Annotated in this window: 22 protein-coding genes; 14 read left to right on the top strand and 8 right to left on the bottom strand. The window is 71.1% G+C overall.

What is annotated here, in order from left to right:
• The first annotated feature begins 201 nt into the window (after positions 1–201).
• A complete protein-coding gene (locus tag ACZ7LS_RS18520) occupies positions 202–1,476 on the top strand; it encodes a glycoside hydrolase family 99 protein (protein ID WP_382515426.1) in 1,275 nt (424 codons plus the stop codon).
• A gap of 76 nt (positions 1,477–1,552) precedes the next feature.
• On the opposite strand, the gene ACZ7LS_RS18515 is transcribed toward ACZ7LS_RS18520, so the two are convergent.
• The 5 genes from ACZ7LS_RS18515 to ACZ7LS_RS18495 form a co-directional block, all read right to left on the bottom strand.
• Positions 1,553–3,817 carry an ROK family protein gene (locus ACZ7LS_RS18515; protein WP_385135928.1) on the bottom strand — a complete coding sequence of 755 codons (2,265 nt, stop codon included), beginning with the start codon at positions 3,815–3,817 and terminating at the stop codon, positions 1,553–1,555.
• Complete coding sequence (locus ACZ7LS_RS18510; protein ID WP_385135925.1) at positions 3,810–7,238, bottom strand: alpha-mannosidase; 3,429 nt, start codon at positions 7,236–7,238, stop codon at positions 3,810–3,812. The genes ACZ7LS_RS18515 and ACZ7LS_RS18510 overlap by 8 nt, the downstream gene beginning before the upstream one ends.
• 251 nt (positions 7,239–7,489) lie before the next feature.
• Complete coding sequence (locus ACZ7LS_RS18505) at positions 7,490–8,569, bottom strand: Gfo/Idh/MocA family protein (protein ID WP_385135922.1); 1,080 nt, start codon at positions 8,567–8,569, stop codon at positions 7,490–7,492.
• Positions 8,554–9,240, bottom strand: a complete 687-nt coding sequence (locus ACZ7LS_RS18500; RefSeq protein WP_382968912.1) for a ThuA domain-containing protein — start codon at positions 9,238–9,240, stop codon at positions 8,554–8,556. The genes ACZ7LS_RS18505 and ACZ7LS_RS18500 overlap by 16 nt, the downstream gene beginning before the upstream one ends.
• 144 nt (positions 9,241–9,384) lie before the next feature.
• The gene (locus ACZ7LS_RS18495; RefSeq protein ID WP_382515439.1) at positions 9,385–10,170 is read right to left on the bottom strand and encodes an IclR family transcriptional regulator; all 786 of its coding nucleotides are present in this window, start codon (positions 10,168–10,170) and stop codon (positions 9,385–9,387) included.
• Positions 10,171–10,339: 169 nt separating this feature from the next.
• Between ACZ7LS_RS18495 and ACZ7LS_RS18490 the strand changes: the two genes are divergently transcribed.
• The 4 genes from ACZ7LS_RS18490 to ACZ7LS_RS18475 all read left to right on the top strand — a co-directional run bounded on the left by ACZ7LS_RS18490 (position 10,340) and on the right by ACZ7LS_RS18475 (position 14,180).
• Positions 10,340–11,716, top strand: coding sequence for an ABC transporter substrate-binding protein (locus ACZ7LS_RS18490; RefSeq protein WP_385135918.1), 1,377 nt, complete (start codon positions 10,340–10,342; stop codon positions 11,714–11,716).
• Positions 11,713–12,633: a carbohydrate ABC transporter permease gene (locus ACZ7LS_RS18485; protein ID WP_382515444.1), complete on the top strand. Its 921-nt coding sequence runs from the start codon at positions 11,713–11,715 to the stop codon at positions 12,631–12,633. The genes ACZ7LS_RS18490 and ACZ7LS_RS18485 overlap by 4 nt, the downstream gene beginning before the upstream one ends.
• On the top strand, positions 12,630–13,508 hold the full coding sequence (locus ACZ7LS_RS18480) for a carbohydrate ABC transporter permease (RefSeq protein ID WP_385135914.1): 879 nt from the start codon (positions 12,630–12,632) through the stop codon (positions 13,506–13,508). Before ACZ7LS_RS18485 ends, ACZ7LS_RS18480 begins: the two co-directional genes overlap by 4 nt.
• Before the next feature lie 108 nt (positions 13,509–13,616).
• Positions 13,617–14,180 (top strand): GNAT family N-acetyltransferase, encoded by a 564-nt coding sequence (locus ACZ7LS_RS18475; RefSeq protein ID WP_382515450.1) that lies wholly within the window; start codon positions 13,617–13,619, stop codon positions 14,178–14,180.
• Between the two features lie 108 nt (positions 14,181–14,288).
• On the opposite strand, the gene ACZ7LS_RS18470 is transcribed toward ACZ7LS_RS18475, so the two are convergent.
• Positions 14,289–14,939: a glycerophosphodiester phosphodiesterase gene (locus ACZ7LS_RS18470; protein ID WP_385135912.1), complete on the bottom strand. Its 651-nt coding sequence runs from the start codon at positions 14,937–14,939 to the stop codon at positions 14,289–14,291.
• A gap of 300 nt (positions 14,940–15,239) precedes the next feature.
• Between ACZ7LS_RS18470 and ACZ7LS_RS18465 the strand changes: the two genes are divergently transcribed.
• Genes ACZ7LS_RS18465 through ACZ7LS_RS18455 form a run of 3 tightly spaced genes read left to right on the top strand, consistent with a single transcriptional unit; the run spans position 15,240 to position 18,489 of the window.
• Positions 15,240–16,637, top strand: a complete 1,398-nt coding sequence (locus ACZ7LS_RS18465; protein ID WP_382515456.1) for a DUF6421 family protein — start codon at positions 15,240–15,242, stop codon at positions 16,635–16,637.
• 26 nt (positions 16,638–16,663) lie between these two features.
• Entirely contained in the window at positions 16,664–17,422 is a 759-nt protein-coding gene (locus ACZ7LS_RS18460; protein WP_385135909.1) for an SDR family NAD(P)-dependent oxidoreductase, read from the top strand.
• Positions 17,401–18,489, top strand: a complete 1,089-nt coding sequence (locus tag ACZ7LS_RS18455; protein ID WP_382515461.1) for a threonine aldolase family protein — start codon at positions 17,401–17,403, stop codon at positions 18,487–18,489. The genes ACZ7LS_RS18460 and ACZ7LS_RS18455 overlap by 22 nt, the downstream gene beginning before the upstream one ends.
• A 144-nt stretch (positions 18,490–18,633) precedes the next feature.
• Here ACZ7LS_RS18455 and ACZ7LS_RS18450 read toward each other — a convergent pair whose 3' ends face one another.
• Positions 18,634–19,362, bottom strand: a complete 729-nt coding sequence (locus tag ACZ7LS_RS18450) for a lysophospholipid acyltransferase family protein (protein WP_356516421.1) — start codon at positions 19,360–19,362, stop codon at positions 18,634–18,636.
• Between the two features lie 354 nt (positions 19,363–19,716).
• Here ACZ7LS_RS18450 and ACZ7LS_RS18445 point away from each other — a divergent pair, with 354 nt between their 5' ends.
• The 5 genes from ACZ7LS_RS18445 (at position 19,717) to ACZ7LS_RS18425 (ending at position 24,306) form a co-directional block, all read left to right on the top strand.
• Positions 19,717–20,112, top strand: a complete 396-nt coding sequence (locus ACZ7LS_RS18445) for a TlpA family protein disulfide reductase (protein WP_382671258.1) — start codon at positions 19,717–19,719, stop codon at positions 20,110–20,112.
• Between the two features lie 195 nt (positions 20,113–20,307).
• Positions 20,308–20,814, top strand: coding sequence for a flavin reductase family protein (locus ACZ7LS_RS18440; RefSeq protein WP_382515464.1), 507 nt, complete (start codon positions 20,308–20,310; stop codon positions 20,812–20,814).
• Between the two features lie 198 nt (positions 20,815–21,012).
• Entirely contained in the window at positions 21,013–21,807 is a 795-nt protein-coding gene (locus ACZ7LS_RS18435; protein ID WP_382515467.1) for an electron transfer flavoprotein subunit beta/FixA family protein, read from the top strand.
• A 96-nt stretch (positions 21,808–21,903) separates the two neighbouring features.
• Positions 21,904–22,866: an electron transfer flavoprotein subunit alpha/FixB family protein gene (locus ACZ7LS_RS18430; RefSeq protein WP_382515469.1), complete on the top strand. Its 963-nt coding sequence runs from the start codon at positions 21,904–21,906 to the stop codon at positions 22,864–22,866.
• A gap of 141 nt (positions 22,867–23,007) precedes the next feature.
• Entirely contained in the window at positions 23,008–24,306 is a 1,299-nt protein-coding gene (locus ACZ7LS_RS18425) for a DUF6986 family protein (RefSeq protein ID WP_382515472.1), read from the top strand.
• Between the two features lie 123 nt (positions 24,307–24,429).
• Here ACZ7LS_RS18425 and ACZ7LS_RS18420 read toward each other — a convergent pair whose 3' ends face one another.
• On the bottom strand, positions 24,430–25,419 hold the full coding sequence (locus ACZ7LS_RS18420; RefSeq protein ID WP_385135514.1) for a LacI family DNA-binding transcriptional regulator: 990 nt from the start codon (positions 25,417–25,419) through the stop codon (positions 24,430–24,432).
• A gap of 255 nt (positions 25,420–25,674) precedes the next feature.
• Between ACZ7LS_RS18420 and ACZ7LS_RS18415 the strand changes: the two genes are divergently transcribed.
• Positions 25,675–26,637, top strand: a complete 963-nt coding sequence (locus ACZ7LS_RS18415; protein WP_382515475.1) for an ROK family protein — start codon at positions 25,675–25,677, stop codon at positions 26,635–26,637.
• Positions 26,638–26,649 lie beyond the last annotated feature (12 nt).

Raw genomic sequence — 26,649 nt, 5'->3', positions numbered from 1 at the left:
AAGCGTAAAGAAAATCGACTGACACGCCGTCGATTTCACGGAACGAATTCCTGGTGCGCGTGGCCTTGTGGTGACGGTAGCGCCCGACTACTTTGCGAAGGCGTGCCCTTGGGGGCCGGGCGGACTGCCGCCGCCTGTAAAACCCCCCACCCCGCGGGCTTTACGTCTTTCTGGCAGAAATCGAGTGGGAGGCATTCCCCCATGCATATGTCACGACGGTCCGCCATCGCGTCCGCGCTGGCCGCCTCGGCCGCCATCGCCGGCGTCGGCGCAGCCCAGCAGGGTGCGTCGGCCTCCGAACCGCGGCGCCGCGCACAGCCGGCCCCCGCCGCGAGTCCCCCCGGCGACGTGGTCGGCAAAATCACCGTGGGCTACCAGGGCTGGTTCGCCTGTACCGGTGACGGCGCCCCCATCAATGGGTGGTGGCACTGGAGTCAGAACATGAGCCAGCCGCCGTCGCTCAGCAATACCACCATCAAGTCGTGGCCGGACATGCGGGAATACTCGCGCGGTTACCCCACCGCCTACCCGAACCTGAACAGTGGCCAGCCCGCCACGCTGTTCTCCTCGTGGGACCAGCAGACGGTCGACACGCACTTCCGCTGGATGCGGGAGAACAACTGCGACACGGCCGCGCTCCAGCGCTTCAACCCCTTCAGCCCCGAGGGCCCGACCCGGGACGCGATGGCGCAGAAGGTGCGCCAGTCGGCCGAGGCCAACGGCCGCAAGTTCTACATCATGTACGACGTCACCGGCTGGACGTCCATGCAGTCCCAGATCAAGGAGGACTGGACGTCGAAGATGAGGGCGCACACCGCGTCCAGCGCCTACGCGAAGCAGAACGGCAAGCCGGTGGTGTGCATCTGGGGCTTCGGCTTCAACGACCCCGGCCGGCCCTTCGCCCCCGGGCCGTGCAAGGAGGTCGTGGACTGGTTCAAGGCCCAGGGCTGCTACGTCATCGGCGGCGTGCCCACCCACTGGCGCAACAGCACCGACGACTCACGCCCCGGCTTCCAGGACGTGTACCGCGCGTTCAACATGATCTCGCCCTGGATGGTCGGACGGATCAGCAACGTCGCCGACACCGACCGGTTCTTCCGCGACGTCAACACCCCCGACCAGGCGGAGTGCAACGCCCGCGGCATCGACTACCAGCCGTGTGTGCTGCCGGGAGACCTCCAGGAACGCCACCGCGCCCACGGTGACTTCATGTGGCGGCAGTTCTACAACATGGTGCGGCTCGGCGCGCAGGGCATCTACATCTCCATGTTCGACGAGTTCAACGAGGGCAACCAGATCGCGAAGACCGCCGAGACCGGTTCGCAGGTGCCGTCCGGATCGGGTATCTGGGCGCTGGACGAGGACGGCACGTCCTGCTCGTCCGACTACTACCTGCGGCTGACCGGCGACGGCGGCCGGATGCTCAAGGGACAGATCGGACTGACGGCCACCAGGCCCACCCGGCCCAGAATCTGACGGTACGTCAGACAGGACTCGCGGGCAGCGGGACGCCGACATACGGGCCGCCGGGACACCCCGGCGGCCCTGCGCGTCAGCGTGCCGGCAGATGCCGGGCCCGGTTCTCCCGGCCGCGCAGCCGCGGGGTGAACGTCGCGTGGAAGATGGTGGAGGCCGCCCCCACCGCGGCGGCCTCCGCGCTCAGCACGGACGGCTCGACCGCGACCCGCCGCAGCCGTCTGGCGGTCGGGAAGGCGTTGACGGTACGGGCGATCTCGTCCAGATAGAAGCCGGCGACGTCCTCGGTGAAGAAGGGGCCGCCGAGCACGATCAGATCGATGTCCAGCAGATCGACCATGCCCAGCGCCCCCCGCCCCACCGCCTGCGCGACCTCGCGTACGGCCGCCGCCGCCGCGGGGTCGCCCGCGGCGGCGGCCTCGCCCACCGCCAGGTAGGCGGCGGTGCTCCCGGACGTACGCCCCGGCGCGGCCGGTACGGGACGCATCCCGCCCTGTACCGCGAGCTCCGGTACGGACACCGGCGGATTGCACTCGGGGAGGATCTCCGGGCGGCCGTCCTTGGCCACCCGCCCCAGCGCTATGGCGCACAGCTGCCCGAACTCCCCGGCGTTGGCGCTGATCCCGCGGTACAGGTCGCCGTTGAGATAGAGCCCCGTACCGACGCCCGTACCGAGATAGAGATACGCGAAGTCCCTGGCCCTGCGGTCGCGCCCGATCCACCGCTCGCCGGCCGCCGCCGCGGTGGAGTCCTTCTCCATCAGGACGGGGCACGGGAAGTGGTCCTGGAGCAGGTACAGCAGCGGCAGATCGCCCCAGGCCGACATCAGCGGCGGCCCGAGGACCGTGCCCGACGCGATGTCGACCGGCCCCGGTACGGCGACCCCGATCCCGAGGAAGCCGTCCTCCCGCACCGACCCGCGCGCCTCCGCCAGCGTCTCCCGGCCCAGCGCGGCCACCCGTTCGACGAACTCCGCCGGATCGATGTCGGCGGTGACCGGGCGGGTACGGGTACGGACGATCGCGCCGTCGAGATCGATGACGACCGCGGTGAGCACCTCCGGGTCGATATGGATCCCGAGCGCGTGGGCCGCCGTCCCGCAGAGCCGCACCGGCGTACGGGGTTTGCCCGAGGTCGCGCGCCGCTGGGCGTCCTCGATGAGGATGCCGCGGTCCAGCAGCGAACGGGCGATCCGGGAGACCGACTGCTGGGTGAGGCCCGTGCGGTGGGCGATCTCGCCCCGGGTGATGGTGCCGGAGAGCCGCACCGTCTCGATGACCACACACTCGTTGAACGAACCCAGATCGATCTGGTTGACCCCGCTCCAGGACTGGCTTCCCGCCGTGCTGTCCGCGGGGCGGTCCGTGCCCGGCAGGCCCGCGACGTTCTCGCGCAGCCAGCGCACCGCGGCGCACGGGGCGTCGGGCCGCGCCGTCGCGTACCGTTCCAGCTCGGCCGCCAGATCGAGATAGACGCGGCGCGAGGACTCCGGATGGCTGGTGCTGTCGAGCGCGATCATGGCCCGGAGAAAGGTGCGCCAGGTCGACCGCGCGGGGATCTGATGGCGTGTCACCATGCCGTCCGGAGCGGTTTGTTGGAGTGCCGGGCCGCCCGACGCGTCCCAGAGCGTGATGGCGTGCAGCCCGAGGCCCGGATGGCTGCGGCCCGCCTCGGCCAGGTACTCCGCCAGCCCGTACGGCGGAGAGGCGTCGCCGTCCGGCCCGCGTGCCGTCGCCGCCGTCAGCGCGGCCTCCACCGCCCGGCCGAGTCCGGCGAGTACGTCGGTGCCGAGGACCGTCCCGGCGGCGGACTGCCGGGGAACCCCCTGTCCGGTGCCGGCGAGGAGCACGGCGCGCCGCGCGTCCACGTACAGGCCCATCACCCAGACCTCGCCGCTCGGCAGCGGCGGTCTGGTCGGTACGGACGGGGCGGGTGTCTCGTCGGGGGAGAGCCGCCAGCGGCGCCGTATCCCGGCGACCGTGGCGTGCGAGAGGCCCAGTTCCCTGGCGACCGCGCGCGAGGCGCCGCTGCCCCCGGGCGCCAGCAGCGTACGGGTGACGACCTCCGCCTCGTCCACGGTGGCGGGCCGGCCGGTGCGCGGCCGGTGTCCGAGACCGTCGATCCCCGCGCTCGTCCAGCGCTGCCGCCAGGTGCCGACCGTCTGCCGTGACACTCCGAGCCGACGGGAGATCTCGGCGTCGCGGAGCCCCTCGGCGGCGAGGAGGACGACGTTCGCGCGGGTCGCGAGGGGGCCGCCCTCCTCGGCCCAGCGGTGTAAGACGGCCCGGTGGTCCGGGGGCAGAGAGCCGACCGGGCCGTCGTTCTGGGGGGCTTCAGACATCGCTGCCTCCGGCCCCGTGACGCGCCGCGGGACGGCCCGCCGCCGGGGTTGTACGACCGGTGGACGAGGCCGTACGGCCTGCCGCCGGGTGCGTACGACCCGTGGACGAGGCCGTACGGCCCGCCGCCGGGCGGTCCCCGGGCGTCAGCCGCAGCGTCAGGATCTGGAAGGGCCGCAGCGTCAGCGCGACCGAGCCGTTCTCGCACGGGCGGGCGGCGAGCGGCTCCTCCAGGAGGTCCGTCTCGCACACCGACGCCACCGGGAACGCGGCGGAGAGCGCCGTACGGGCCCGGCCGCCGCGCGACTCGTAGAGCCGTACGACCACATCCCCCGAGCGGTCGTCGGCGAGCTTCACCGCCTCCACGAGCACATCGGGATGGTCCACCGAGACCAGCGGCGGCGCGGCGGATCCAGCGGGCTCCGAAGGTCCCGGGCGCAGCGGCAGACTGATGGCGTACCCCTCCGCGATCGCGTCACCGACCCCCGCCCCGGGGCGTACGGAGTGCCTGAAGCGCTGTGGCCCCCGGTCGGCGTGCGGGTCGGGGCTGTGCGCCGCGCGCAGCAGGGTGAGCCGTACGGTGGTGGTCGTACCGGCGTCCTCGCGGGTGTGGCGCGAGACGTCGTAGCCGTACGTGGCATCACCGGCCAGCGCCACGCCCCAGCCGTGCTCGCCCACATGGATCCAGCGGTGCGCCCAGAGCTCACAACGGGCCGCGTCCCCGCCGGAGTTCTCGTGCGTGGGGCGCGCGACATGGCCGAACTGGACCTCCGCGCGGCTGTGTTCGGCATGGACGTCGAGCGGCCAGACGGCCTTGAGGAGGGTGTCGCGCTCGCGCCAGTCGATCTCCGTGTCGATGGTCAGGGACCGGCTGCCGGCGGTCAGTGAGAGCGTCTGCCCGATCGCGGACCTGCCGGTGTTCCGTACCACCCGGACGGCCGCCAACAGCGCTCCCTCCTCGCTCACTTCGACCGATTCCGCCCGGTCGAGATCCCGGAACACCCCGCGGTGGCGCGCGTCCAGGTCCCGGGCACTCCAGCGCGGCGGATCGTCGCGGTGCAGCCGCAGCAGATTGCCCGCCGCCCCCGGGGCGACGGCCTCCCGCCCGGTGGCGAGGTCCAGCATGGAGCGTACGAGCCCCTCGGCGTCGACATGGACCCGCAGCAGCCCGTTGTCCAGCAGCCATCCGCCGCCGTCCGTGGGCCGTACGGTCACCGGGGCGACCCTGTCGGGCTCCGGCGGGACAGGCTCGGGAACGACACGCTCGGGAACGACACGCTCCGGAACGACACGCTCCCGAACGACAGGCCCGGTGACGGCGCGCTCGGAAGGCGCGGGAACGACCGCGCCGCGACCCAGGGCCGGTGCCTCGGCCAGCACGGCGACGCGTCCGTCGGAGAGCCGCTGCCCACCGCCCGTCGGCCGGTCCCGGTCCAGGACCACCACCTCACGGCGCGCCAGCGGCCCCGCGTTGAAGACGGACGCGCCGGTGGCGCCGCCGACGTCGGACGTTCCCACGGCCCGGCGGATCAGCCGCTCCAGCCGGCGGTGGACCTCGCGGTGGACATGCTCGGCCTCCTGATGCGCCCACGCGGTCGAGGTGCCGGACAGCAGATCGTGGCTCTGCTGGAGCAGGACCTTCTTCCACAGCGTGTCGAGTTCGTCGTACGGATAGGGGACGCCGTCCCGTACGGCGGCGGTCGCCGACCACAACTCGGCCTCGCGCAGCAGCGATTCGGCGCGGCGGTTGCCGCGCTTGGTACGCGCCTGACTGGTGTACGTGCCGTGGTGGGACTCCTGGCGGAACTCACCGCGCCACACCGGCGCGTCCGGCCGTACGCCGAGGGCGTCGCGGAAGAAGTGCGCGGGGTGCCGGCTCGCGACCCGCGGCGAGCCTTCGAGATCGGCCAGCCGCCGGGCGCGTTCCAGCGTCCCGGGCGTGGGGCCGTAACCGTCGGCGTGGCCGAGCGGCACCAGGGAGCGGGCCGCGTCGCCCTGATCGGCGAACGCCTCCGCGACGCCTGCGAGTTCGGCGCCGTCGAGTTCACCGCCGGCCGGTTCGTCGTGAGTGAGGGCGGAGGCGGGCGGGAAGTGGCTGAGGATACGGGTGCCGTCGATGCCCTCCCACCAGACGGCCGGATGCGGCACGGGACCGGAACGCTCCGCGAGGAACCAGCGGGCCCCCGCGAGCACCGCCAACTGCGGGAAGGCGGCGCTCAGTCCGGAGGCGCCGGGCAGCCACACGCCATCGGTGTCGGTGCCCAGCTCCTCGCGGTGGAAGCGGCGGCCGTACACGAACTGGCGGGCCAGCGCCTCGCCGCCGGGGAGATTTCCGTCGGGCTCCGCCCACATACCGCCGACCGGCACCCAGTTGCCATCGGCGACGGACTTGCGCACCCGCTCGAAGACATCCGGATGGCGGTCCTTCATCCAGGCGTACCGGTGGGCGGCGGGTGCGGCGACGGTCAGTTCCGGGTACTCCTCCGCCAGCGCGGCCAGGGTGCTGAAGGCGCGGGCGGTCTCGCGTACCGACTCGCGCGCCGGCCCCAGCACGGCCGCTCCCAGGGGTGCGCGTCCGACGACGGAGACGGTGTGCGCGGACTCGTGCGCGCGACGGGCCAGTACGGGGGCGAGGATCCGCCGCGCGTCCGGGGCCGTCCCGGCGACATCGCGCGGATCGACGGCGTCCACGGCCTCTTCGAGGGCCCGCAGGATCGCGTACCGGCGGGGCAGTTCGGCCGGGAGCGCGCGCATCAGACCGTCCAGGACATCGATGTCATGGATCAGCTGCCAGATGCCCTCGTCGCGTACGGCGAGATCGGCGCGGAGCAGCCGGTACAGGGGCTCGTCCCCGGCGGTGACCGGATCCCCGTAGTGCGCGCCCGCGCCGGTATCCGCGTCGATCGGCGGATTGGCGGCGACCTCGACGAACAGCCGGACCGGCTCGCCGCCGCTCGCCGGGGCCGACACCGTCATGGACCGGTGCAGCCGGTGCAGCCCCTGGAGAGGGGTGCCGCGCGGGTCGTGGACGAGTCCCACGGCGCGGCTCCCCGGCCCGCCGGGGCTCCCGAGGCCGGAGCCGGACGCGAAGCCCGGGCCTGACACGAGGCCGGGGCCGGGATCGAAACCGGAGCCCGGCTCGAATCCGAGGTCGAAGACCGCCTCCACCCGCTCGCCCGCCCAGCGCTGCGGGACGGTGGCGTGGACCTGGAACCAGCTGGTCGACCAGGGACGGCCCCAGGCGTCACCCACGAAGAACGGTGTGTAGTCGGCCCGGAGGGCCACATCGACGGGTACCGGCTCACCGGGGATGTGCCAGGCGCTGATATCCATCGGAAGCCGCCCGGTGTACAGCGCGGGACGCAGTCGGGCGGCGAGGAAATGACTGATCCGCGCCTCTCCGGAGTTCCTGCGGTCATACATGGGCGGCCCTTCCTGTCCAGCCAGTAACCGCCATGTAAAACCACGTGTGTTATCAAGTCAACGGCTTTCCTCTGCCTTCTTCTGCCTGGTGGTGACGGCGTGCGGCGGAATTGTCAGGTTAATAAATTGACGAATGGCGAAGGCGTCGGAAAGTAAGTGAATTGACAACGCGTGAGGGGAAGGCCGGCCGCCGCCCGGCGCCGTGTACGAGTGCTGTGCGAGCGCCGTGTCGCTGCCGCGCCGCTGCCGTGTCAGTGCCGTACGGGCTCCGGCTTGCGACAGACGCTTTCCACCGGGAGCGCCCTGCCCTGCCGAGCCGAGTCGAGCAGCGTCAGCATGACGTCGAGGACATGGCGCGCCAGTTCGGCGGACGCCCGGTGCGGGCGGCCCTCGGCGAGCGACTCGGCCAGGTCCGCGAGTCCGGTGCCGCGCCCGGCACCCACGTATCCGGCCGTGACCGGCAGCGTCTCCCACTCCCCGGCGCCCCGGTGCAGTTCGACCGTTCCGTCGAAGCCGTTCGGATCGGGGACGGACAGCGAGGCCTCGGTGCCGTACACCTCGATACGGGGCAGCCGGGCGGCCTGGATGTCGAAGCTCATCACCAGCGTGGTGAGGGCGCCGTTGGCGTGCCGCAGTATGCCCGTGACATGCGTGTCGACCTCCACCGCGAACCGTTCTCCGGCCCGCGGCCCGCTGCCGATCTCCCGTTCGTCACGCGGCCGGGATCCCGCGCCCGTGACCGTGATGACGGGCCCCAGCAGATGGACGAGCGCCGAGAGGTAGTACGGACCCATGTCGAGCAGTGGGCCGCCGCCCCGCCGGTAGTAGAACTCCGGGTCCGGGTGCCAGCGTTCGTGGCCCGCCGTGGTCATGAACGCCGTCGCCGCGACCGGCGCGCCGATCAGCCCGTCGTCGACCGCCTTGCGCGCCGTCTGGACGCCCGTACCGAGCACGGTGTCGGGCGCGCAGCCGATCCGCAGCCCGCCCGCCCCGGCCGCGGCCAGCATCCGGTCCGCCTCCGCGCGCGTGGCGGCCAGCGGCTTCTCCCCGTACACATGCTTGCCCGCGGCGAGCGCGGCCAGGGCGACTTCGGCATGGACCGCCGGGATCGTCAGATTGAGTACGGCGTCCACATCGGGGCGCGCCACCAGCTTGGCCACCGATCCGGCCACCGCCGTGCCCGGTACCCGGGCGGCGACCGACGCGGCGCGTTCCTGGTCGAGATCCGTGACGGCCGTCAGTGTGACGTTCTCCAGCCGCTCCAGTGTGTCCAGATAGGCGCCGCTGATCTTGCCCGCGCCCACCATGCCGATCCTCAGCGGCTCGCCCACAGCAGTCCCCTCTCGGTGAGCACCCGTACCTCGGGCACGTCGAAGTCGTCCGGTTTGTGGCCGATGGTGGAGACGAAGACCCGTCCCTCGCCCCAGGTCCTGGTCCAGACGGCGGGCATGGTGACCGGCCGTGCCCGCTCCTCGTCCGCCGCGAACTCCGTGGTCGCCAGGACGTCGATCAGCGGGTCGGTGGCCAGCCAGTACTTCTCCGTATGGACAGCGAAGTCGCTCAGTCCGGCGATCACCGGATGGTCGGCACGCTCCTCGGCCAGCGTGACCTGGTGGTCGGAGAAGCCGGGCGGATGCATCAGGAACTGCCCGCCGGTGAGCAGCTGGTAGCCGACATCGCCCCGGAAGGAGTCCACGATCCCGCCGTGCCAGCCGGCCAGTCCGGTGCCGGCCAGGACCGCCGCGGTGAGTCCGGCGCTCTGCTCGGCCGTGATCTCGCCCATCGTCCAGCACTGGACCACCAGATCGGTGGCGGCGAGCAGCTCGGCGTCCGTGTAGACGTCCAAGGTGTCGGAGATCCGGATGTCATAGCCGCGGTCGCGGAGGAAGGGCAGGAACAACTCCGTGATCGCCACGGGCTGGTGTCCCTCCCATCCGCCGCGGACCACCAGGGCCCTCCGGGCGTCGGATGTCTCGGACGTCATGGTCGTGCACACTCCCATCGGTGTTGCGTGGCAGGTCGGGTGTCGCGCGGCAGGCCCAGCGAACGTGGGCATACGTATGGCGGAATAACGTACTGCCATCCGAACGTATGGAGAGGGAGATCTATTTGTCAACGACTCTACCAAATGGGCGGCGGAACGGCGTCAGTGCTGCCCGAGCCGTTTGAGCAGAGTCCGCAGCGAGTGGGCCGCCTCGGTGACCGCGAGAGCGATCTCCTCCGCGCGGGCGTCGTCCATCCGGCTCTTGGGCGCGGAGCAGCTGATCGCGTCGCCGCCGCCATGGCCGGTGCCGAGCGCCACGGCCACGCACCGGATGTCCGGCGAGTTCTCGCCGTCGTCCATGGCCCACCCGCGCAGCCGCGCCTCGGACAGCTGGCCCAGCAGCGCGTCGGGGTCGGTCACCGTGTCCGGAGTGAGCCTCTCCAGCGGCCAGTTGAGCCGCATCCTGACCTCGGCCGCGTCATAGAGGGAGAGCATCGCCTTGCCCAGTGCCGTGGCATGCGCGGGCAGTCGCCTGCCCACCGCCGAGTACATCCGCAGGGCATGCCGCGACTCGCGTTTGGCCAGGTAGACGACGTCCGTACCATCGAGCCTGCCCAGGTGCACCGATTCGCCCGTCTCCTCCGCCAGGGAGTCGAGCACCGGGCCGGCGAGGCTCGCCACATCGTCGCCCTCCAGATAGGCCGTACCCGTCAACAGGGCCTTGAGGCCAAGGCTGTAGCGGGTGCCCGACGGATCCAGGTCCACCCAGCGGCGCGCCTCCATCGTGCGCAGGATCGCGTGCAGGCTGCTCTTGGGCACGGCCATCGTGCCGGCCAGTTCGGCGAGCGAGAGCCGGGCGCCTTCCGCGCCCAGCAGTTCGAGGACCTCAAGGACCCGAGCCGCGGACTTGACCTCTTCGGGCTTGCGCCCCCGCGCTGCTGCTGCCACCGATTCCACGGAACCTCCGCTTCTCGCACCGGTGCCCCTCGGCGAACCGGTCGGCACGAATCTCGACGTGCGTCTTGACGCTATATCACCCCAACCATAAGTTCAGTCACTCCAACGCCATTCGGCCTTCTGAACGGTTGATCCTTAGGTAGGGGCCATGCGTATACCTATGTCAAGGAATATCCGGCTCGCGGCGGTCGCCGTCGCCACGGCGCTCTCGCTCACCGCCCTCTCCGCCTGCGGCGGTTCCTCCGACTCCGGAGGAGACTCCACCTCGCTGGAGATGTGGACGTTCAAGCAGTCCCACGTCGGCGCGTTGCGCAACGCCGCCGCCGAGTTCAAGAAGCAGACAGGCATCTCGGTCACGGTCGAGTCCTACACACCCGACGACGCCTACACCACCAAGGTGCAGAGCGCGGCGAAGACCGGCGACCTGCCGGATGTGCTGGAAGTGCACTCCGACGGCGAGGACCGGGTCTTCGGCGCGGCGGGGGTCGTGTCCGACCTCGGCGACGACTTCACGGGCGACTGGGCCGGCCGTATCCAGGAGTCCGTACGGGAGTCCGGACTCATCACCGACCAGCGCTACAAGGACTCGCTGTCGGAGGCCGCCAAGGACCACGGCATCGAGAAGGGCGCCCGCTACAGCGTGCCGCTGACCGTGGGCACCTTCGGCATCGTCTACGCCAACAAGAAGATGCTCGCCGAGGCCGGTATCACGGAGCCCCCGGCCGACTGGGCGGGCTTCCTGGACGCGCTGAAGGCGACCACCGACAAGAACCCGAGGACCGGCGGCGTGTCCCTCGGCCTCAAGGTCCAGTCCACCGGCCTGACCTGGGTCCTCCAGCCGCTGGCCTTCAGCCAGCTCGGACAGCGCGGATACGAGAGCCTCTTCGGCAAGGAGCGGAGCGCCGACTTCGGCTCGCCCAACGGCATCAAGGTCCTGAGCATGTACGACCAGCTCACCCCGTACTGGATGCCGGGCGCCCAGTCCCTCACCATCGACCAGGCCGACCAGGCCTTCGCGCAGGGCAAGTCGGCCTTCAACATCGGCGGCACCTTCACTCTCGCCTTCCTCAAGCAGAACGGGATGAACCCCGACGACGTGTTCGCGTTCGGGCTGCCCTCCCCGAAGGACGGCGCCGTCCCCGACCGCGCGCTCGGCCCGCTCGCGCTGACCAGTCTCAGCGTCGCCGCCACCAGCGAACAGCCCGACAACGCCAAGAAATGGCTGGCGTTCCTCTCCACCAAGGACATCGCCGAGCGCTTCGCCAAGGACGCCTCCGACGTCCCGGCCACCGAACTCGGCGCCGGCTCCGCCGCCGTACTCGGCCCGGCGCTCGCCGCCATGGTCGACAGCTTCAAGGGCAGCCCGCAGAACACCTACGACCCCAGCCGCGGCAACGAGTTCCGCGCGCCGGGCTACGAGCAGGACGACGCGGGCGCCATCCTCACCGACCTCACCCCGCTGGGGCAGCAGTCCGTCGAACAGACGGCGAGGAAGCTGCGCGAACTCAACGCCTCCTACTGGGCGGCGGCGCGGTGACGACGGCTCCCCGCCGGCGCATCCGTCCGTACGAGACGCTCACCGGATACCTCTTCGTCGGCCCGGCGGTGGTCCTGTTCTGTGTGATGGGCCTGTACACCGTCGGGTACGGCTTCGCGCTCAGCTTCGCGACCTGGAACGGCTTCACCCCCAACTGGACCTGGGTCGGGCTGGACAACTACGCCGACCTGCTGTGGCGCAGCCCCGTCTACGCCCCGCGGGTACGGCACGCGGCGGTCAACACCCTCTGGGTGATGATCGCCGCACCCGCCCTCACCGTCGCGGTCGCCTTTCCGCTCGCCGTACTGCTCAACCGGGTCAAGCGGTTCCAGTCGGTGCTGCGTTCGGTGTACTTCCTGCCCTATGTGACCAGCGGGGTCGCGGTCTTCTTCGCCTGGCAGTACATCCTCCAGCCGGACGGTGCCGTCAACTTCCTCCTCGACGGTCTCGGGCTCGGCTCGCTCCAGCAGCCCCAGGGCTGGCTCGGCAATCCGTCCACCGCCATGCCCACCATGATCGTGGTGACGGTCTGGGGCCATGTCCCGGTCGCGATGCTGCTGTATCTGACCGGTCTGCAGGGGATCGACCGCAGTGTGCTGGAGGCCGCCGAACTGGACGGCGCGGGCTGGTGGCGCACCAACGCCTCGGTGGTCTGGCCGCTGGTGCGGCCCCTCACCGCCATCGTCGTGCTGCTCAATCTGCGTGAATCGCTCCAGGGCTTCCAGACCTTCCTGGTGATGACGAACGGCGGCCCCGGTGATCACACCAATGTGCTGGGCCTGGAGGCGTACCGCCTCGCGTTCCTCAAGAATCTCGCGCCCACCCTGGGGCTCGCCAGTGCGCTCGGCTGGATCCTGTTCGCCGTCGCGCTGGTCCTCGCCCTGATCAACCTGCGAGCGCTGCGGAGCAGAACATGACCTCGCTCTCCCTGAAAGCCCGTACCGGTGCGCCCGACGAGAGCAGGGCACGCACCCGCCGGCTCGTCGCCCGTACCGTCGTCGGCGTACTTCTCGGTCTCTACGGACTCGTCAGCGTCTACCCCTTCCTCTGGATGGTGTCCGCCGCCTTCAAGGACCAGATCGAGGTCGTACGCGGCGGGCATCTGATCCCGGCCAACCCGACGTTCGACACGCTCGTCGACACCTGGAACAAGCTGCACTTCTTCGACTTCTTCCTGAACAGCCTGCTGGTCACGGTCTATACGGTCGTGCTGACGCTGGTGATCTACGCGGCGGCGGGCTACGCCTTCGCCGTGCTGCGCTTCCCCGGACGGGGCGCCCTCCAGAAGCTCTTCGTGTCCCTGCTGTTCGTGCCCGGCATCACGGTGATGCTGCCGATCGTGCTGCTGGAGAACAAACTCGGCGTACTCGGCACGCACTTCGGGCTGGTGCTGCCGTTCGTCAACGGCGGCGCCCCGCTCTCGGTGCTGCTGATGACCGGTGCCTTCCTGGCCGTCCCGGGCGAGCTGCGCGACTCCGCGCGCGTCGACGGGGCGAGCGAGCTGCGGATCTTCACCAGCGTCTATCTGCCGCTGGCCAGACCCGCGCTGATCACCGTCGCGCTGCTGACGGCGATCCCGACCTGGAACGAGTTCCTGCTCACCCGGGTCTCCCTGAACGATCCGTCCACGTACACCCTGCCGCTGGGACTCCAGTACCTCTCCACGGAGAACGTGCCGCAGTACAACAACCTGATGGCGGGCGCGCTCATCGTGGTCATCCCGGTGATCCTGCTCTTCCTCAGCCTCCAGCGGTACTTCGTCAACGGGCTGGTCGGGGCGGTGAAGGGCTGACGCGGGCCCGGTCGCCGCGGCGGCCGCTCGCGCTAGGCTGCGGAGGTCCCGGCCGACCCAGGGCAGGTCGGGCATACCGAACAGGCCGGACAGAGGAGAGCGCGCACCATGGACGTCCCCAGCCACCCCACCGTCCCGCACCGGACCGGCGAACTCGTCTACCGGGACGCCACGGCGGCCGACGCCGACGCGCTCGTCGCGCTCATAGAGTCGGCGTACCGCGGCGACAGCAGCCGTACGGGATGGACCACCGAGGCGGACATCCTGGAGGGGCAGCGAACCGACCCGCGAGGGGTGCTCGAAGTGATCGAGTCGCCGGGCAGCCGGCTGCTGGTCGCCGAGCGGGACGGCGAGCTGATCGCCTGCTGCCAGCTCGAACACCGCGACGACGCCGCCTACTTCGGGATGTTCGCCGTACAGCCGGGCGCGCAGGGCTCCGGCCTCGGCAAGCAGGTCCTGGCGGCGGCGGAGCGCATCGCGGGCGAGACCTGGGACGTGCGGGAGATGCATATGACCGTGATCACGGTCAGGGAGGAACTGATCGCCTGGTACGAGCGGCGCGGCTACCGCCGTACGGGAAAGCTGCACCCCTTCCCGTACGGCGACGAGCGCTTCGGTATCCCGCAACGTGCCGACCTGGAGTTCGAGCTGCTGGTCAAGCCGCTGGGCTGAAACGCCGCCGGACCGGAACGCCGCTGTGCCGAGACGCGGGGGCCCGGCCCGGTCGGGCCCCGCGCGGGTTCGGGCGGGCCCCGCGCGGACTCGGCGGACTCGGCGGACTCAGGCGGTGAACCGGCCCGTGCGCCGGATCTCCGGGAAGTCCGTGGTCACCGCCCCCAGCTGGAACGCCCGCGCCAGCCGCAGCTGGTCCTGGGTGTTCACCACCCAGCCGATGATCCCCAGCCCCTGCGCGTGCGCGCGCTCCACGACCTCCAGGGTCAGTCTCCTGATGTTCAGGGCCAGCCGGGCGGCGCCCACCGCCCCGGCCCGGTCCACGATGTCGGCGCCCCAGCGGCTGGCGATCAGTACGGTACGCACGCCCGGCACCAGCGAGGCGATCTCGGCGACCGCCTCGTCATGGAACGACGACACCTCGACGCGCTCCACGAGCCCCCGCCTGAGCATCACCTCCGCCAGCGCGCGGGCCGCGGCCCTGTCCTTGATCTCCGCCTGGAGCGGCGACCGTACGGCGTCCAGCACCTCTTCGAAGACCGGGACGCGCTCGCCCCGCCCCGCGTCCAGCTCCCTCAGCCCGGCGAGGGTGTGGTCGGCGATCGCGCCCGTTCCGTCGGTCGTACGGTCCACGTCCGTGTCGTGCATGACGGCGAGGGCGCCGTCCTTGGTCAGATGGAGGTCCAGTTCGATGGCGTCCATACCCGCGCGCTCGGCATGCAGAAAGGAGCGCAGGGTGTTCTCCGGTTCGACACCCATCACTCCACGATGACCGATGGTCTGGAAAGTCAAGACGATCCTCGCTTCCGTCGACGGCGGCTCCCGCGCGCAGCCTAACGGCCAGGCCCCTCCCTGGGACCCGGCCGCGCACCAGGCAGTCCGGAGGCCGGTTGAAGCCCGCCGGGCTACGCTGGTTACGAGTGTGCGACCCCTGGGTAACGGGAAAAACTACGGTGACCATGGGGGTGCGCAGGATAATTTGTGTCAGCCCTGCTTGTAAGGGAGAAGCGAAGCCCTATACGGTGTCTTGACGCCAAGTTCTCCCGTGGAGGAAGTGACATGACGGAAATTCTTGCGCAGGACGCCGCCGTAACCGGTATATCGAGCGCTGCCCGGGTGATCGATCACCCGGCCTGGCGGGAGCTCAAGAATGCCGTCGAGGAGATCCGCCCCTGGCAGTCCAAGGACGGCTCGATCGACTTCGACGCCGAGGGCGCCCCGGCGCGCGCTCTCGTCGAGGCGGCGGTCGAGCGGGTGATCACCGCGGTCGAGCGGCTGTCCCCTCTCCTGCCGCACGACTCCGCCTACCACACGGCGCTCGTCGCCGACCTCCGCAAATGGGCGGACGCCGCCTTCGACGTCCCGGACTTCCTGGACTCGCTGCTGGCCTTCCAGCCCGCCGCCGACCGGGTGGACGGCCTCCAGCACCTCGCCGTCTTCCCGATGTACACGCAGAACGGCAACCCCGACCGCAATCTCGAAGCGGTGGTGCTGCGCATGGTCTGGCCCGAGTGGCTCGCCGAACTGGAGCGCACGCGCTACGACAACCCGCTCTTCTGCGGCATCACCTTCGAGGACTTCACCTCCGGCTACGACACCAACTCCGCGGTGTTCTTCCCGGAGACCATCGCCGTGCGCGAGGCCCCGGAGCGGTTCAGCTGGGGCGGGATCTTCTGCGACCGCGAGGCCGCCCGCTTCCGCCGGGTCATCGACGCGGCCGTCCGTACGCTCGGCGTCGAACTGCCCGACGACATCAGCGCGATGGTCGCCGATCAGGACCGCTGCCAGCAGGCTTTCGTGCTCTGGGACATGGTCCACGACCGTACGCACAGCCATGGCGACCTGCCGTTCGACCCCTTCATGATCAAGCAGCGCCAGCCGTTCTGGATGTACGGCCTTGAGGAGCTGCGCTGCGACCTCACCGCGTTCCGGGAGGCCGTACGGCTGGAGGCGGACGGTGTCGCGCAGGGCCGCGACGTCCAGTACGCCGTCCTCTTCGACCGGATGTTCCGCTTCCCGGTCACCGGCGCGCGGGTACGCAACTACGATGGACTCGGCGGCCAGCTGCTCTTCGCCTATCTCCACCAGCACGATGTGGTGCGCTGGACGGACAACACCCTGCGCATCGACTGGGAGCGGGCCCCGCAGATCACCAACCAGCTCTGCGCGGAGATCGAGGACCTGTACCGGGCCGGCATCGACCGTCCCAAGCTGGTCCACTGGTTCGCCGCCTACGAACTGGTCTCGACGTATCTCGCCCCGCACCCCGGCTCCCGCTGGGCCAAGGGCCCCGACGCCCTCGACCTCACCCAGCCGCCTCGTAAGCTGGTCGACGACGTGCTTCCGGACGAGTTCCCGCTCAGCATGTTCTACGAGGCGCTCTCCAAGAAGCTCAAGAACGTGATCGCCTCCACCAAGGGGATCACCGCCAACGACACCGGGCGAGCGGCCGCGTGAGCCCTCGCGAGCGAGAGGCCACGGCCATGAACGGGAACGGTGCCGGAAACGGCGCACTGGACGGCGCCGTGATCGCGGTGGCCGGAGCGGCGGGTCCCGCGGGCCGGGCCGCCCTGCTGCGGCTCGCGGCGGCGGGCGCCACGGTCGTCGGCGCGGACGCGGACGCCACCCGGCTGGCCGAGGCGGTCGACGCCGCTCGGTCGCACGGCGGCGCCACGGTCACCGGCGACACCGTCGATCTGCTCGACCTCGCCGCCACCCGCGCGTGGGCGGACAAGACCGAGAAGGAGTTCGGCCGGATCGACGGACTGGTCCATCTCGTCGGCGGCTGGCGCGGCAGCGCCTCCTTCGCCGAGACCGATCTCGCCGACTGGGACCTGCTGGAGAAGCTGCTGATCCGCACCGTCCAGCACACCTCCCTCGCCTTCCACGACGGCCTGCTGCGCAGCGATCGCGGGCGTTTCCTGCTGGTCAGCGCGGCGGGCGCGACGAAGCCCACCGCGGGCAACGCCGCCTACGCCGCCGCCAAGGCCGCCGCCGAGGCATGGACGCTGGCGCTCGGCGACGCCTTCCGCAAGGCGGGGGGCGAGGAGGGCCCCCGGGCCGCGGCTGCCATTCTGGTGGTCAAGGCACTGGTGCACGACGCGATGCGCGCCGAGCGCCCGAACGCGAAGTTCGCGGGCTTCACGGATGTCACGGATCTGGCCGAGGCCATCGCCGGATTCTGGGACCGGCCCGCCCGGGAAGTGAATGGAAACCGCCTGTGGCTGACCCCCGAGCCGTGAGGTCCCGTGCGACGGACGCGCGCCGGCATCACGACCCCGACGTACGCGGCTTCGCCAGCGACAACTACGCGGGCGCCCACCCCGAGGTCCTGGCGGCGCTCGCCGTCGCCAACGGCGGTCATCAGATCGCCTACGGAGAGGACGACTACACCGGTCACCTCCAGCGCGTCATGCACAGCCACTTCGGCCCGACCGCGCAGGCCTTCCCGGTCTTCAACGGCACCGGCGCCAACGTGGTCGCGCTCCAGGCGCTCACCGACCGGTGGGGCGCGGTCATCTGCGCCGAGACCGCGCACATCAACGTGGACGAGGGCGGCGCCCCCGAGCGGGTCGCCGGCCTCAAACTGCTGACCGTACCGACCCCGGACGGCAAGCTCACGCCCGAGCTGATCGACCGGCAGGCGTACGGCTGGGACGACGAGCACCGGGCCATGCCGCAGGTCGTGTCGATCACCCAGAACACCGAACTGGGCACGGTCTACACGCCCGACGAGATCCGCGCCATCTGCACGCACGCCCATGAGCGGGGCATGAAGGTCCATCTCGACGGGGCGCGGATATCCAACGCCGCCGCGTCGCTGGACGTCCCGATGCGCACGTTCACCAACACCGTCGGTGTCGATGTCCTCTCCTACGGCGGCACGAAGAACGGCATGCTCTTCGGCGAGGCCGTCGTCGTCCTCGATCCGGACGCCGCGCGGGCCATGAAGCATCTGCGGAAGCTCTCCATGCAGCTCGCGTCCAAGATGCGGTTCGTATCGGTGCAGTTGGAGGCGCTCCTCGCGGGCGATCTGTGGCTGCGCAACGCCCGGCACAGCAACGCGATGGCCCAGCGGCTCGCGGAGGGCGTACGCGCGGTGGACGGGGTGGAGATCCTCCACCCCGTCCAGGCCAACGCCGTCTTCGCGCGGCTGCCCCACGAGGTCAGCCTCCGCCTCCAGCGGAGGTTCCGGTTCTACTTCTGGGACGAGAAGGCGGGCGACGTCCGCTGGATGTGCTCCTTCGACACGACCGAGGACGACGTCGACGCCTTCGTGCAGGCCCTCAAGGAAGAGATGGCGCGATAGCGAACGCGCGCGTCACGCGACAGCGGACGCGCGCGGACAGGCGACCGGCCGGAAACCCATCGGTTTCCGGCCGGTTCCGCCTCTCGCGACGCTTCCCGCCGCCTACTCTCCTCCGTCCTCCGAGGAGGACGGAGGAGAGACGTTTCAGCCGGTCTCCGCCGTACGGACCTGCGCCGGGGTGGGCGCGGTGCCGCCGAGGTGCGCGGGCACCCACCAGGTGTCGGCCGCGTCCCTCGGGCGTACCGGATAGGCGCGCTGCGCCGCCTCCAGCAGCTCCTGCACCCGTTCGCGCAGGCGTCGCGTGATCGCTCCCGCGTACTGGTCCGCCGCCGCCTCGATCTGCTCACCGACCCGGATCGTGACCGGGATGTGGCTGCGCTTGAAGTTGCGCGGCCGGCCCTTGGTCCACACCCGCTGGGTGCCCCACAGCGCCATCGGGATCAGCGGCACCCCGGCCTCCTGCGCCAGCCGGGCCGCGCCCGACTTGAAGCTCTTGAGTGTGAAGGACGGCGAGATGGTCGCCTCGGGGAAGACCCCGACGATCTCGCCGGAGCGCAGCGAGTCCAGCGCGTGGGAGTACGCCTGCTCGCCCTGCTGGCGGTCCACCGGGATGTGCTTCATGCCGCGCATGAGCGGACCGGAGACCTTGTGCCGGAAGACCGACTCCTTCGCCATGAAGCGCACCAGACGCTTCTGCGGGAGCGCCGCGAGCCCCGTGAAGATGAAGTCCAGGTAGCTGATGTGGTTACTGACGAGCACGGCGCCACCGGTGCGCGGGATGTGCTCGGAACCCTGAGTGTCGATCTTCAGGTCCAGCGCCTTGAACATCGTACGGGCGGCGCCGATGACCGGCCGATAGACGAGCTCTGCCATCAGGTGAGGACCCTTCTGTTCCGGGGAGGGTTCTCCCGGCGGAAGTTACGCAGCCGTAGGTTTTCGGCATTGCGCCGATGGTGCCCCATACGCGGCCCCGTGGCCAGTCCTGGTCTGTGCGTCCGGCGAGATTCTCGTCACGTCGGCGTCATAGCACCGCAGCGCAGCCGTAGTGCGCCGGACCAACAGGTACATCTCGCACCCCGGGCGGCGGCCGAGGACCGCGTGGAGGAAGGCGAAGGCGAGCGCGCGCCCGGCCCCCGCCGGTCGCCGCCGGTCTCCCTCAGGGCGGCGGCCGCGGAATATTCTCCGGTGGTGCCGGCGCTTCACGAGGCGATGAGTACGACAGGACTCATGCGCGTGCGGCGGTGCTCGCCAGAGGCGGGCGCCCTCATCGTGCTGCGCGGGGACGGGAGGCCCATGGTGCGGGGGAACGACGGCGGTGAGCGGCTCGGCGCGGCCGAGCTGGGCGGCGAGCTGGGGGAGCGGGCGACGCTCGTCCAGTTCTCCAGCGCGTTCTGTCAGCCGTGCCGGGCCACCAGGCGCACCCTCGCCCACGTGGCGGGCATGGTCGACGGCGTCTCCCATGTGGAGCTGGACGCCGAGGAACGGCTGGAGCTGGTGCGTGAGCTGGGCATCCTCAGTACCCCGACGGTGCTGGTACTGGACGCCGCGGGCCGCGTCGTACGGAGAGCGGCCGGTCAGCCCCGCACAGCGGATGTGATCGCCGCGCTGGGCGAGGCGCTGTGACGCCGGGGTGTGACGTGAGGGCGGCCGTTACGTACTTGACTGCGCCCGCCACCTATCGTCACGCTGACGAGGTGCCCCAAGAACTCCTTCTCTACGGGCGGGCCCATGTCGACCTGGCCCGCAACGCGAGCGCGCGCTGTCCGGCTGTCTGAGCAGCCACGGCCCTGTTCGCCACTCCCGAAGAAGGACAACTCCATGACGGCCACACCCGATCTCTCCACTCCCCGACTGGCCTCTCCCGATCTGCTCCGCTCCGTGTTCCGGCAGCACGCCGCGGGCGTCGCGGTCATCACGGCCCAGGGGGAGGGCCCGGTCGGATTCACCGCCACCTCCCTCAACTCGGCAGCCGCCGAACCCCCGTTGATCTCCTTCGGCGTGGGCACCTCCTCCTCCAGCTGGCCGGTCCTCGCCGAGACCGACCATGTCGGCGTGCACATACTCGGCGAGCACCAGAGGGATCTGGCGGCCACGTTCGCGCGCAGCGGCGCCGACCGGTTCGCGCCGCCCACATCCTGGCGGACCGGGCCCGAGGGGGTGCCGGTGCTCGACGGCGTACTGGCCTGGCTGGTCTGCCGGGTGATCGCCCGGGTCCCGGCCGGGGACCACCGGCTGGTGATCGCGCAGGCCGTCGTCGGCGACCCCGCGGGCGGCGGCCGGCCGCTCCTCTACCACCAGGGGCGGTTCAACGCGCTGCGCGACTGAGCGTTCTGGCTCCGGCTCTCCCGCCGCGTTGGCAAGGTCACAGTTCCAAGCGCTTGCTCAGCGGGAACACTCTGGGTGTACTGGCGAGTAATATTTACTCCGGTGCGCCGGTCTCCCCGACCGGAAACCGCCCGATAAGGCGCCTATGCTGCGTGCAACAAGGCAGCCCAGAAATGACGATGCAGTAGGAGAGCCGGCGTGAGCTTGAGGATCGTTGTCTGTGTGAAGTACGTGCCCGACGCCACCGGCGACCGGCACTTCGCCGATGACCTGACCGTCGACCGGGACGACGTGGACGGTCTGCTGTCGGAGCTCGACGAGTACGCGGTCGAGCAGGCCCTGCAGATCGCCGGGGACTTCGACGGGGACGGCGACGCCGAGATCACCGTACTGACCGTCGGCCCCGAGGACGCCAAGGACGCGCTGCGCAAGGCGCTCTCCATGGGCGCCGACAAGGCCGTCCACGTCGAGGACGACGACCTGCACGGCACGGACGTCATGGGCACGTCCCTGGTGCTGGCCAAGGCCATCGAGAAGACCGGCTACGACCTGGTCATCTGCGGTATGGCCTCCACCGACGGCACGATGGGCGTCCTGCCCGCGATCCTCGCCGAGCGGCTCGGCGTTCCGCAGGTCACGCTGCTCTCCGAGGTCTCGGTGGCGGACGGACTCGTCAAGGGCCGCCGGGACGGCGACACCGCGAGCGAGCAGCTGGAGGCGTCCCTGCCGGCGGTCGTGTCGGTGACGGACCAGTCGGGCGAGGCACGCTACCCGTCCTTCAAGGGCATCATGGCCGCGAAGAAGAAGCCGGTGCAGTCCTGGGACCTGGAAGACCTGGAGATCGACGCGGACGAGGTCGGTCTCGAAGGCGCCTGGACCGCGGTCGACTCGGCGACGGAGCGCCCGGCCCGTACGGCGGGCACGATCGTCAAGGACGAGGGCGAGGGCGGCAAGCAGCTCGCCGCCTTCCTCGCGGAGCGGAAATTCGTCTGACACGGTCTCGCGGGCCGGAAGCTCGTCCGGCCCCCGTCCGCGCCCCACTCGCCGCCCGCCCCCGCTATCTTTCGCAAGCAGGAGAGAAGAAGTCCCATGGCTGAAGTTCTCGTCTATGTCGACCACGTGGACGGTGCCGTCCGCAAGCCCACCCTGGAACTGCTGACGCTGGCCCGCCGGCTCGGCGAGCCCGTCGCCGTCGCGCTCGGCCCCGGCGCCGAGAGCACCGCCCCCGCGCTCGCCGAGCACGGCGCGGTGAAGGTGCTCACCGCCGACGCCGCCGAGTTCGCCGACTATCTCGTCGTCCCGAAGGTCGACGCGCTCCAGGCCGCCTACGAGGCCGTCTCGCCGGCCGCCGTGCTGCTCCCGTCCTCCGCCGAGGCCAAGGAGATCGCCGCGCGCCTCGCGGTCCGCACCGGCTCCGGGATCATCACCGACGCCGTCGACCTGGAGGCCGGGGAGGAGGGTCCGGTGGCGACGCAGTCCGTGTTCGCCGCCGCGTTCAGCACCAGGACCCGGGTCTCCAAGGGCACGCCCGTCATCACCGTCAAGCCCAACTCGGCCCCGGTCGAGGCCGCTCCGGCCGCGGGCGCCGTCGAGGCGCTGACGGTCTCCTTCTCCGAGAAGGCCACCGGTACGAAGGTCGTCTCCCGCACCCCGCGTGAGTCGACGGGACGCCCGGAGCTGACCGAGGCCGCGATCGTCGTCTCCGGCGGCCGAGGCGTCAACGGAGCCGAGAACTTCGCGGTCATCGAGGCGCTCGCCGACTCGCTCGGCGCGGCCGTCGGCGCCTCCCGCGCCGCCGTCGACGCCGGCTGGTACCCGCACTCCAGCCAGGTCGGCCAGACCGGCAAGTCGGTCTCCCCGCAGCTGTACATCGCCTCCGGCATCTCCGGCGCCATCCAGCACCGCGCCGGTATGCAGACCTCGAAGACGATCGTGGCGATCAACAAGGACTCCGAGGCGCCGATCTTCGACCTCGTCGACTACGGCGTCGTCGGCGACCTCTTCGAGGTCGTCCCGCAGCTCACCGACGAGATCAAGATCCGCAAGGGCTGATCCGCCGGCGTTGTACGGGCCCGGGGCCGCGTGGTGACCATCACCGCGCGGCCCCGCGTCGTTGACGCGGCGCGAGCCCGCCGATTAACTTCATTCAACGGATTGTTGATTCCGCAGAGCGGAAAATTGGAGGGTGTGGGAATGGGGCAGCAGGAGAAGGTGGCCACGAGTCTCCCGGACGCGGTCGGCGCGGCCGTCGGCGTCTCCCTCGCGTCGGTCGACGCGGAGCTTGCCCGCCGCTACCCAGGCGACCCGGGCACCCGCCAGCCCGTCCACACCGTCTACGTACCCGGCGACGCCTTCGCCGCGGACACCATCCGCTCCTGGGGCGACCAGGCGCTCGCCGCCCTCGACGAACACGCCCCCGACGCGGCCGCGCTCGCGCGCGTGCTCGGTCTCTCCGGCGAACTGGCGGAACCCGTGTACGAGCGCGTACGGGACAAGCTGAGCCGTGAACCCGTCGAGGACCTGCGCGTCGACTTCGAGGACGGCTACGGCCCCCGCCCCGGCCACGAGGAGGACGAGGACGCCGCCCGCGCCGCCCGGCTCGTCCACGAGGCGTACCGGAACGGCACCGCCGCCCCGTACATGGGCATCCGGATGAAGTGCCTGGAAGCCGCCGTACGCGACCGGGCGATCAGGACACTCGACATCTTCCTGAGCGGACTCATGGAGGCGGGCGGCCTTCCCGAGGGGCTGGTCCTGACACTCCCCAAGGTCACCTACGCCGAGCAGGCCGCCGCGATGGCGCGGCTGGCCGGGGAGTTCGAGAAGGCGCGCGGCCTGGAACCGGGCCGGATCGGGTTCGAGATCCAGATCGAGACCAGTCAGTCGATCCTCGCCGCGGACGGCACCGCCACCGTGGCCCGGATGATCGACGCGGCCGGCGGCCGGGCCACCGGGCTGCACTACGGAACCTTCGACTACAGCGCCTGCGTCGGGGTCAGCGCCGCGTACCAGTCGAGCGACCACCCGGCCGCCGACCACGCCAAGGCCGTCATGCAGGTCGCCGCCGCCGGCACGGGCGTACGGGTCTGCGACGGCTCCACCAACGTCCTGCCGGTCGGGCCCACCGCACAGGTCCACGAGGCATGGCGGCTGCACTACGGCCTCACACGGCGCGCGCTCGCCCGCGCCTACTACCAGGGCTGGGACATGCACCCCGGCCATCTGCCGACCCGCTACGCCGCCGTGTACGCCTTCTACCGCGAGGGCCTGGAGCAGGCCGCGGCCCGGCTGGCCGCCTATGCCGCCAGGGCGGGCGGCGCCGTGATGGACGAACCCGCCACCGCCAAGGCGCTCAGCGGCTACCTGCTGCGCGGACTCGACTGCGGCGCCCTCGACAGCGACGAGGTCACCGGGCTCACCGGTCTGACCCGCGCCGATCTGGAGACCTTCGCGATCCCACGCCGCGCGGACCTGACGGTCACCGCTCCCTAGACGCTGTCCGGCCGGGCCGTCGTCATCACGCTCGCCGGGCCGTCAGCGCCGCTCCCGCTCCCGCGCCCGCAGGGGAAGGGGGAGCGGCGACGAGCCGTGTCCTCGCCTCCCGCTACTCCGCCGCTACTCCGCCTGCGGCGGGATCTCGCCCGAACCGCGAGCGATCAGCCGCGTCGGCAGCACCACCTGTGAGGGGGCGTCGGCCGCCCCGTCGAGCCGGTGGAAGAGCCGCTCCGCCGCCGTACGGCCGAGGGTCGCCGCGTCCTGCGCGATGACCGTGACGCCCGGGTTCAGCAGATCGGCGAGCTCGATGTCGTCGAAACCGACCAGGGCGACCGGGCGGTCGTGCGCGGCCAGTACCCGTACCACCGTCACCGTCACGCGGTTGTTGCCCGTGAAGATCGCGGTGACCGGCTCGGGCCCCGCGAGCATCGCGACGACGGCGTCGTGCACCCGCTTCGGGGCGGTCGTGCCGAGCGAGACCCAGTCGTCGTGTATCGCCAGCCCCGCGTCCGCCATCGCCGTGCGATAGCCGCGCAGCCGTTCGCTCGCCGTGTGGATACGGGGCTGGTCGCCGATGAAACCGATCCGGCGATGGCCGTGTGCGATCAGATGGGCGACGCCCGAGCGGGCACCGCCGAAGCTGTCGGACAGCACGGCGTCCGCGTCGATCCGCCCCGCCGGCCGGTCCACGAAGACCGTCGCGACCCCGGCCTTGATCTCCGGCTCCAGATAGCGGTGGTCGTGCCCGGCGGGGATCACGATCAGCCCGTCCACCCGGCGCGCGCACAGGGCCAGCACCAGTTCCTGCTCGCGGTCCGGGTCCTCGGCGCTCGATCCGTTGATCAGCAGCGCGCCATGGGCGCGGGCGACCTCCTCCACGGCGCGGTTCAGCGGCCCGTAGAACGGGTCCGCGAGATCCTCCAGGACGAGGCCGATGCTGGCGGTACGCCCCTTGCGCAGCACGCGCGCCGAGTCGTTGCGGCGGAATCCCAGCGCGTCGATGGACTCCTGGACCCGGCGCTCGGTGTCCGGTGTGACACCCGGCTCCCCGTTGACCACCCGGGAGACCGTCTTGAGTCCTACTCCGGCACGCGCGGCCACATCCTTCATCGTGGGCCTGTTGCCGTAACGGGGCTCGGGGCGGCGGGTGTTGTCGGCCACAGTGCGCTGTCCTGTCGTCGTTCCGTCGGTGTTCCGGCGTTCATTCGCCGGTCGCTTTGCCGTGGGTTTGCCTGCTACGGCTGTGGCGTCGAGCATAGGCCCTGGACAACGTTGTCAGGGGAATGGAGACTGTTCATCGAAGCCGCTGTTCCGTCCATCCCCGGTCTACGCGGGGATACCTCATCGCCGGGAGATCCCACACCGATGCATACCGACCCCGTTGCCTCACTCGACATCGGCGGCACCAAGATCGCCGGCGCGCTGGTGGACGGCAACGGCAGGATCCTCGTACGGGCACAACGGCCCACACCCGCGCGGGAGGACGGCGAGACGGTGATGCGCGCCGTCGAGGAGGTCCTGGCCGAGGTGTCCGCGTCCCCGCTCTGGGCGTCGGCCACGGCGATGGGTATCGGCAGCGCCGGCCCCGTGGACGCCTCGGCCGGCACGGTCAGCCCGGTGAACGTCGCGGGCTGGCGCGGCTTTCCCCTGGTGGAACGGGTGCGGCTGATCACCGGCGGGCTGCCGGTGACACTCGTCGGAGACGGTGTCGCCATCACCGCGGCGGAACACTGGCAGGGCGCCGCCCGCGGCTATGACAACGCGCTGTGCATGGTCGTCTCCACCGGGGTCGGCGGTGGGCTCGTCCTGAACGGGAAACTCCACCCGGGTCCCACCGGCAACTCCGGTCACATCGGCCACATCAGTGTGGAGCTGGACGGCGATCTCTGCCCCTGCGGCGGCCGGGGCTGTGTGGAACGCATCGCCAGCGGCCCCAATATCGCCCGCAGGGCGCTGGAGGGCGGCTGGGAGCCGGGACCCGACGGTGACACCTCCGCCGCCGCGGTGGCCGCCTCGGCACGGGCCGGGCATCCGGTGGCGATCGCCTCCTTCGAGCGGGCCGCCCAGGCACTGGCCGCCGGCATCGCCGCGACCGCCACACTGGTCGAGATCCGTATCGCGGTCATCGGCGGCGGAGTGGCGAACGCGGGAGAGGTGCTCTTCGCGCCGCTGCGCCGCTCGCTCCAGGACTACGCCTCGCTCTCCTTCGTCCAGGGCATCAAGATCGCCCCGGCGCTGACCGGCCGGGACGCGGGTCTGGTGGGCGCGGCGGCGGCCGCCGCCGCGGTCGGCGGACGCGACGGGACGGCCGCCGCGGTCGGCGGCTGAACGCCGGGCTCC

Source organism: Streptomyces sp. NPDC039430 (assembly GCF_055639435.1).
This window is presented reverse-complemented; position numbering and strand designations above follow the sequence as displayed.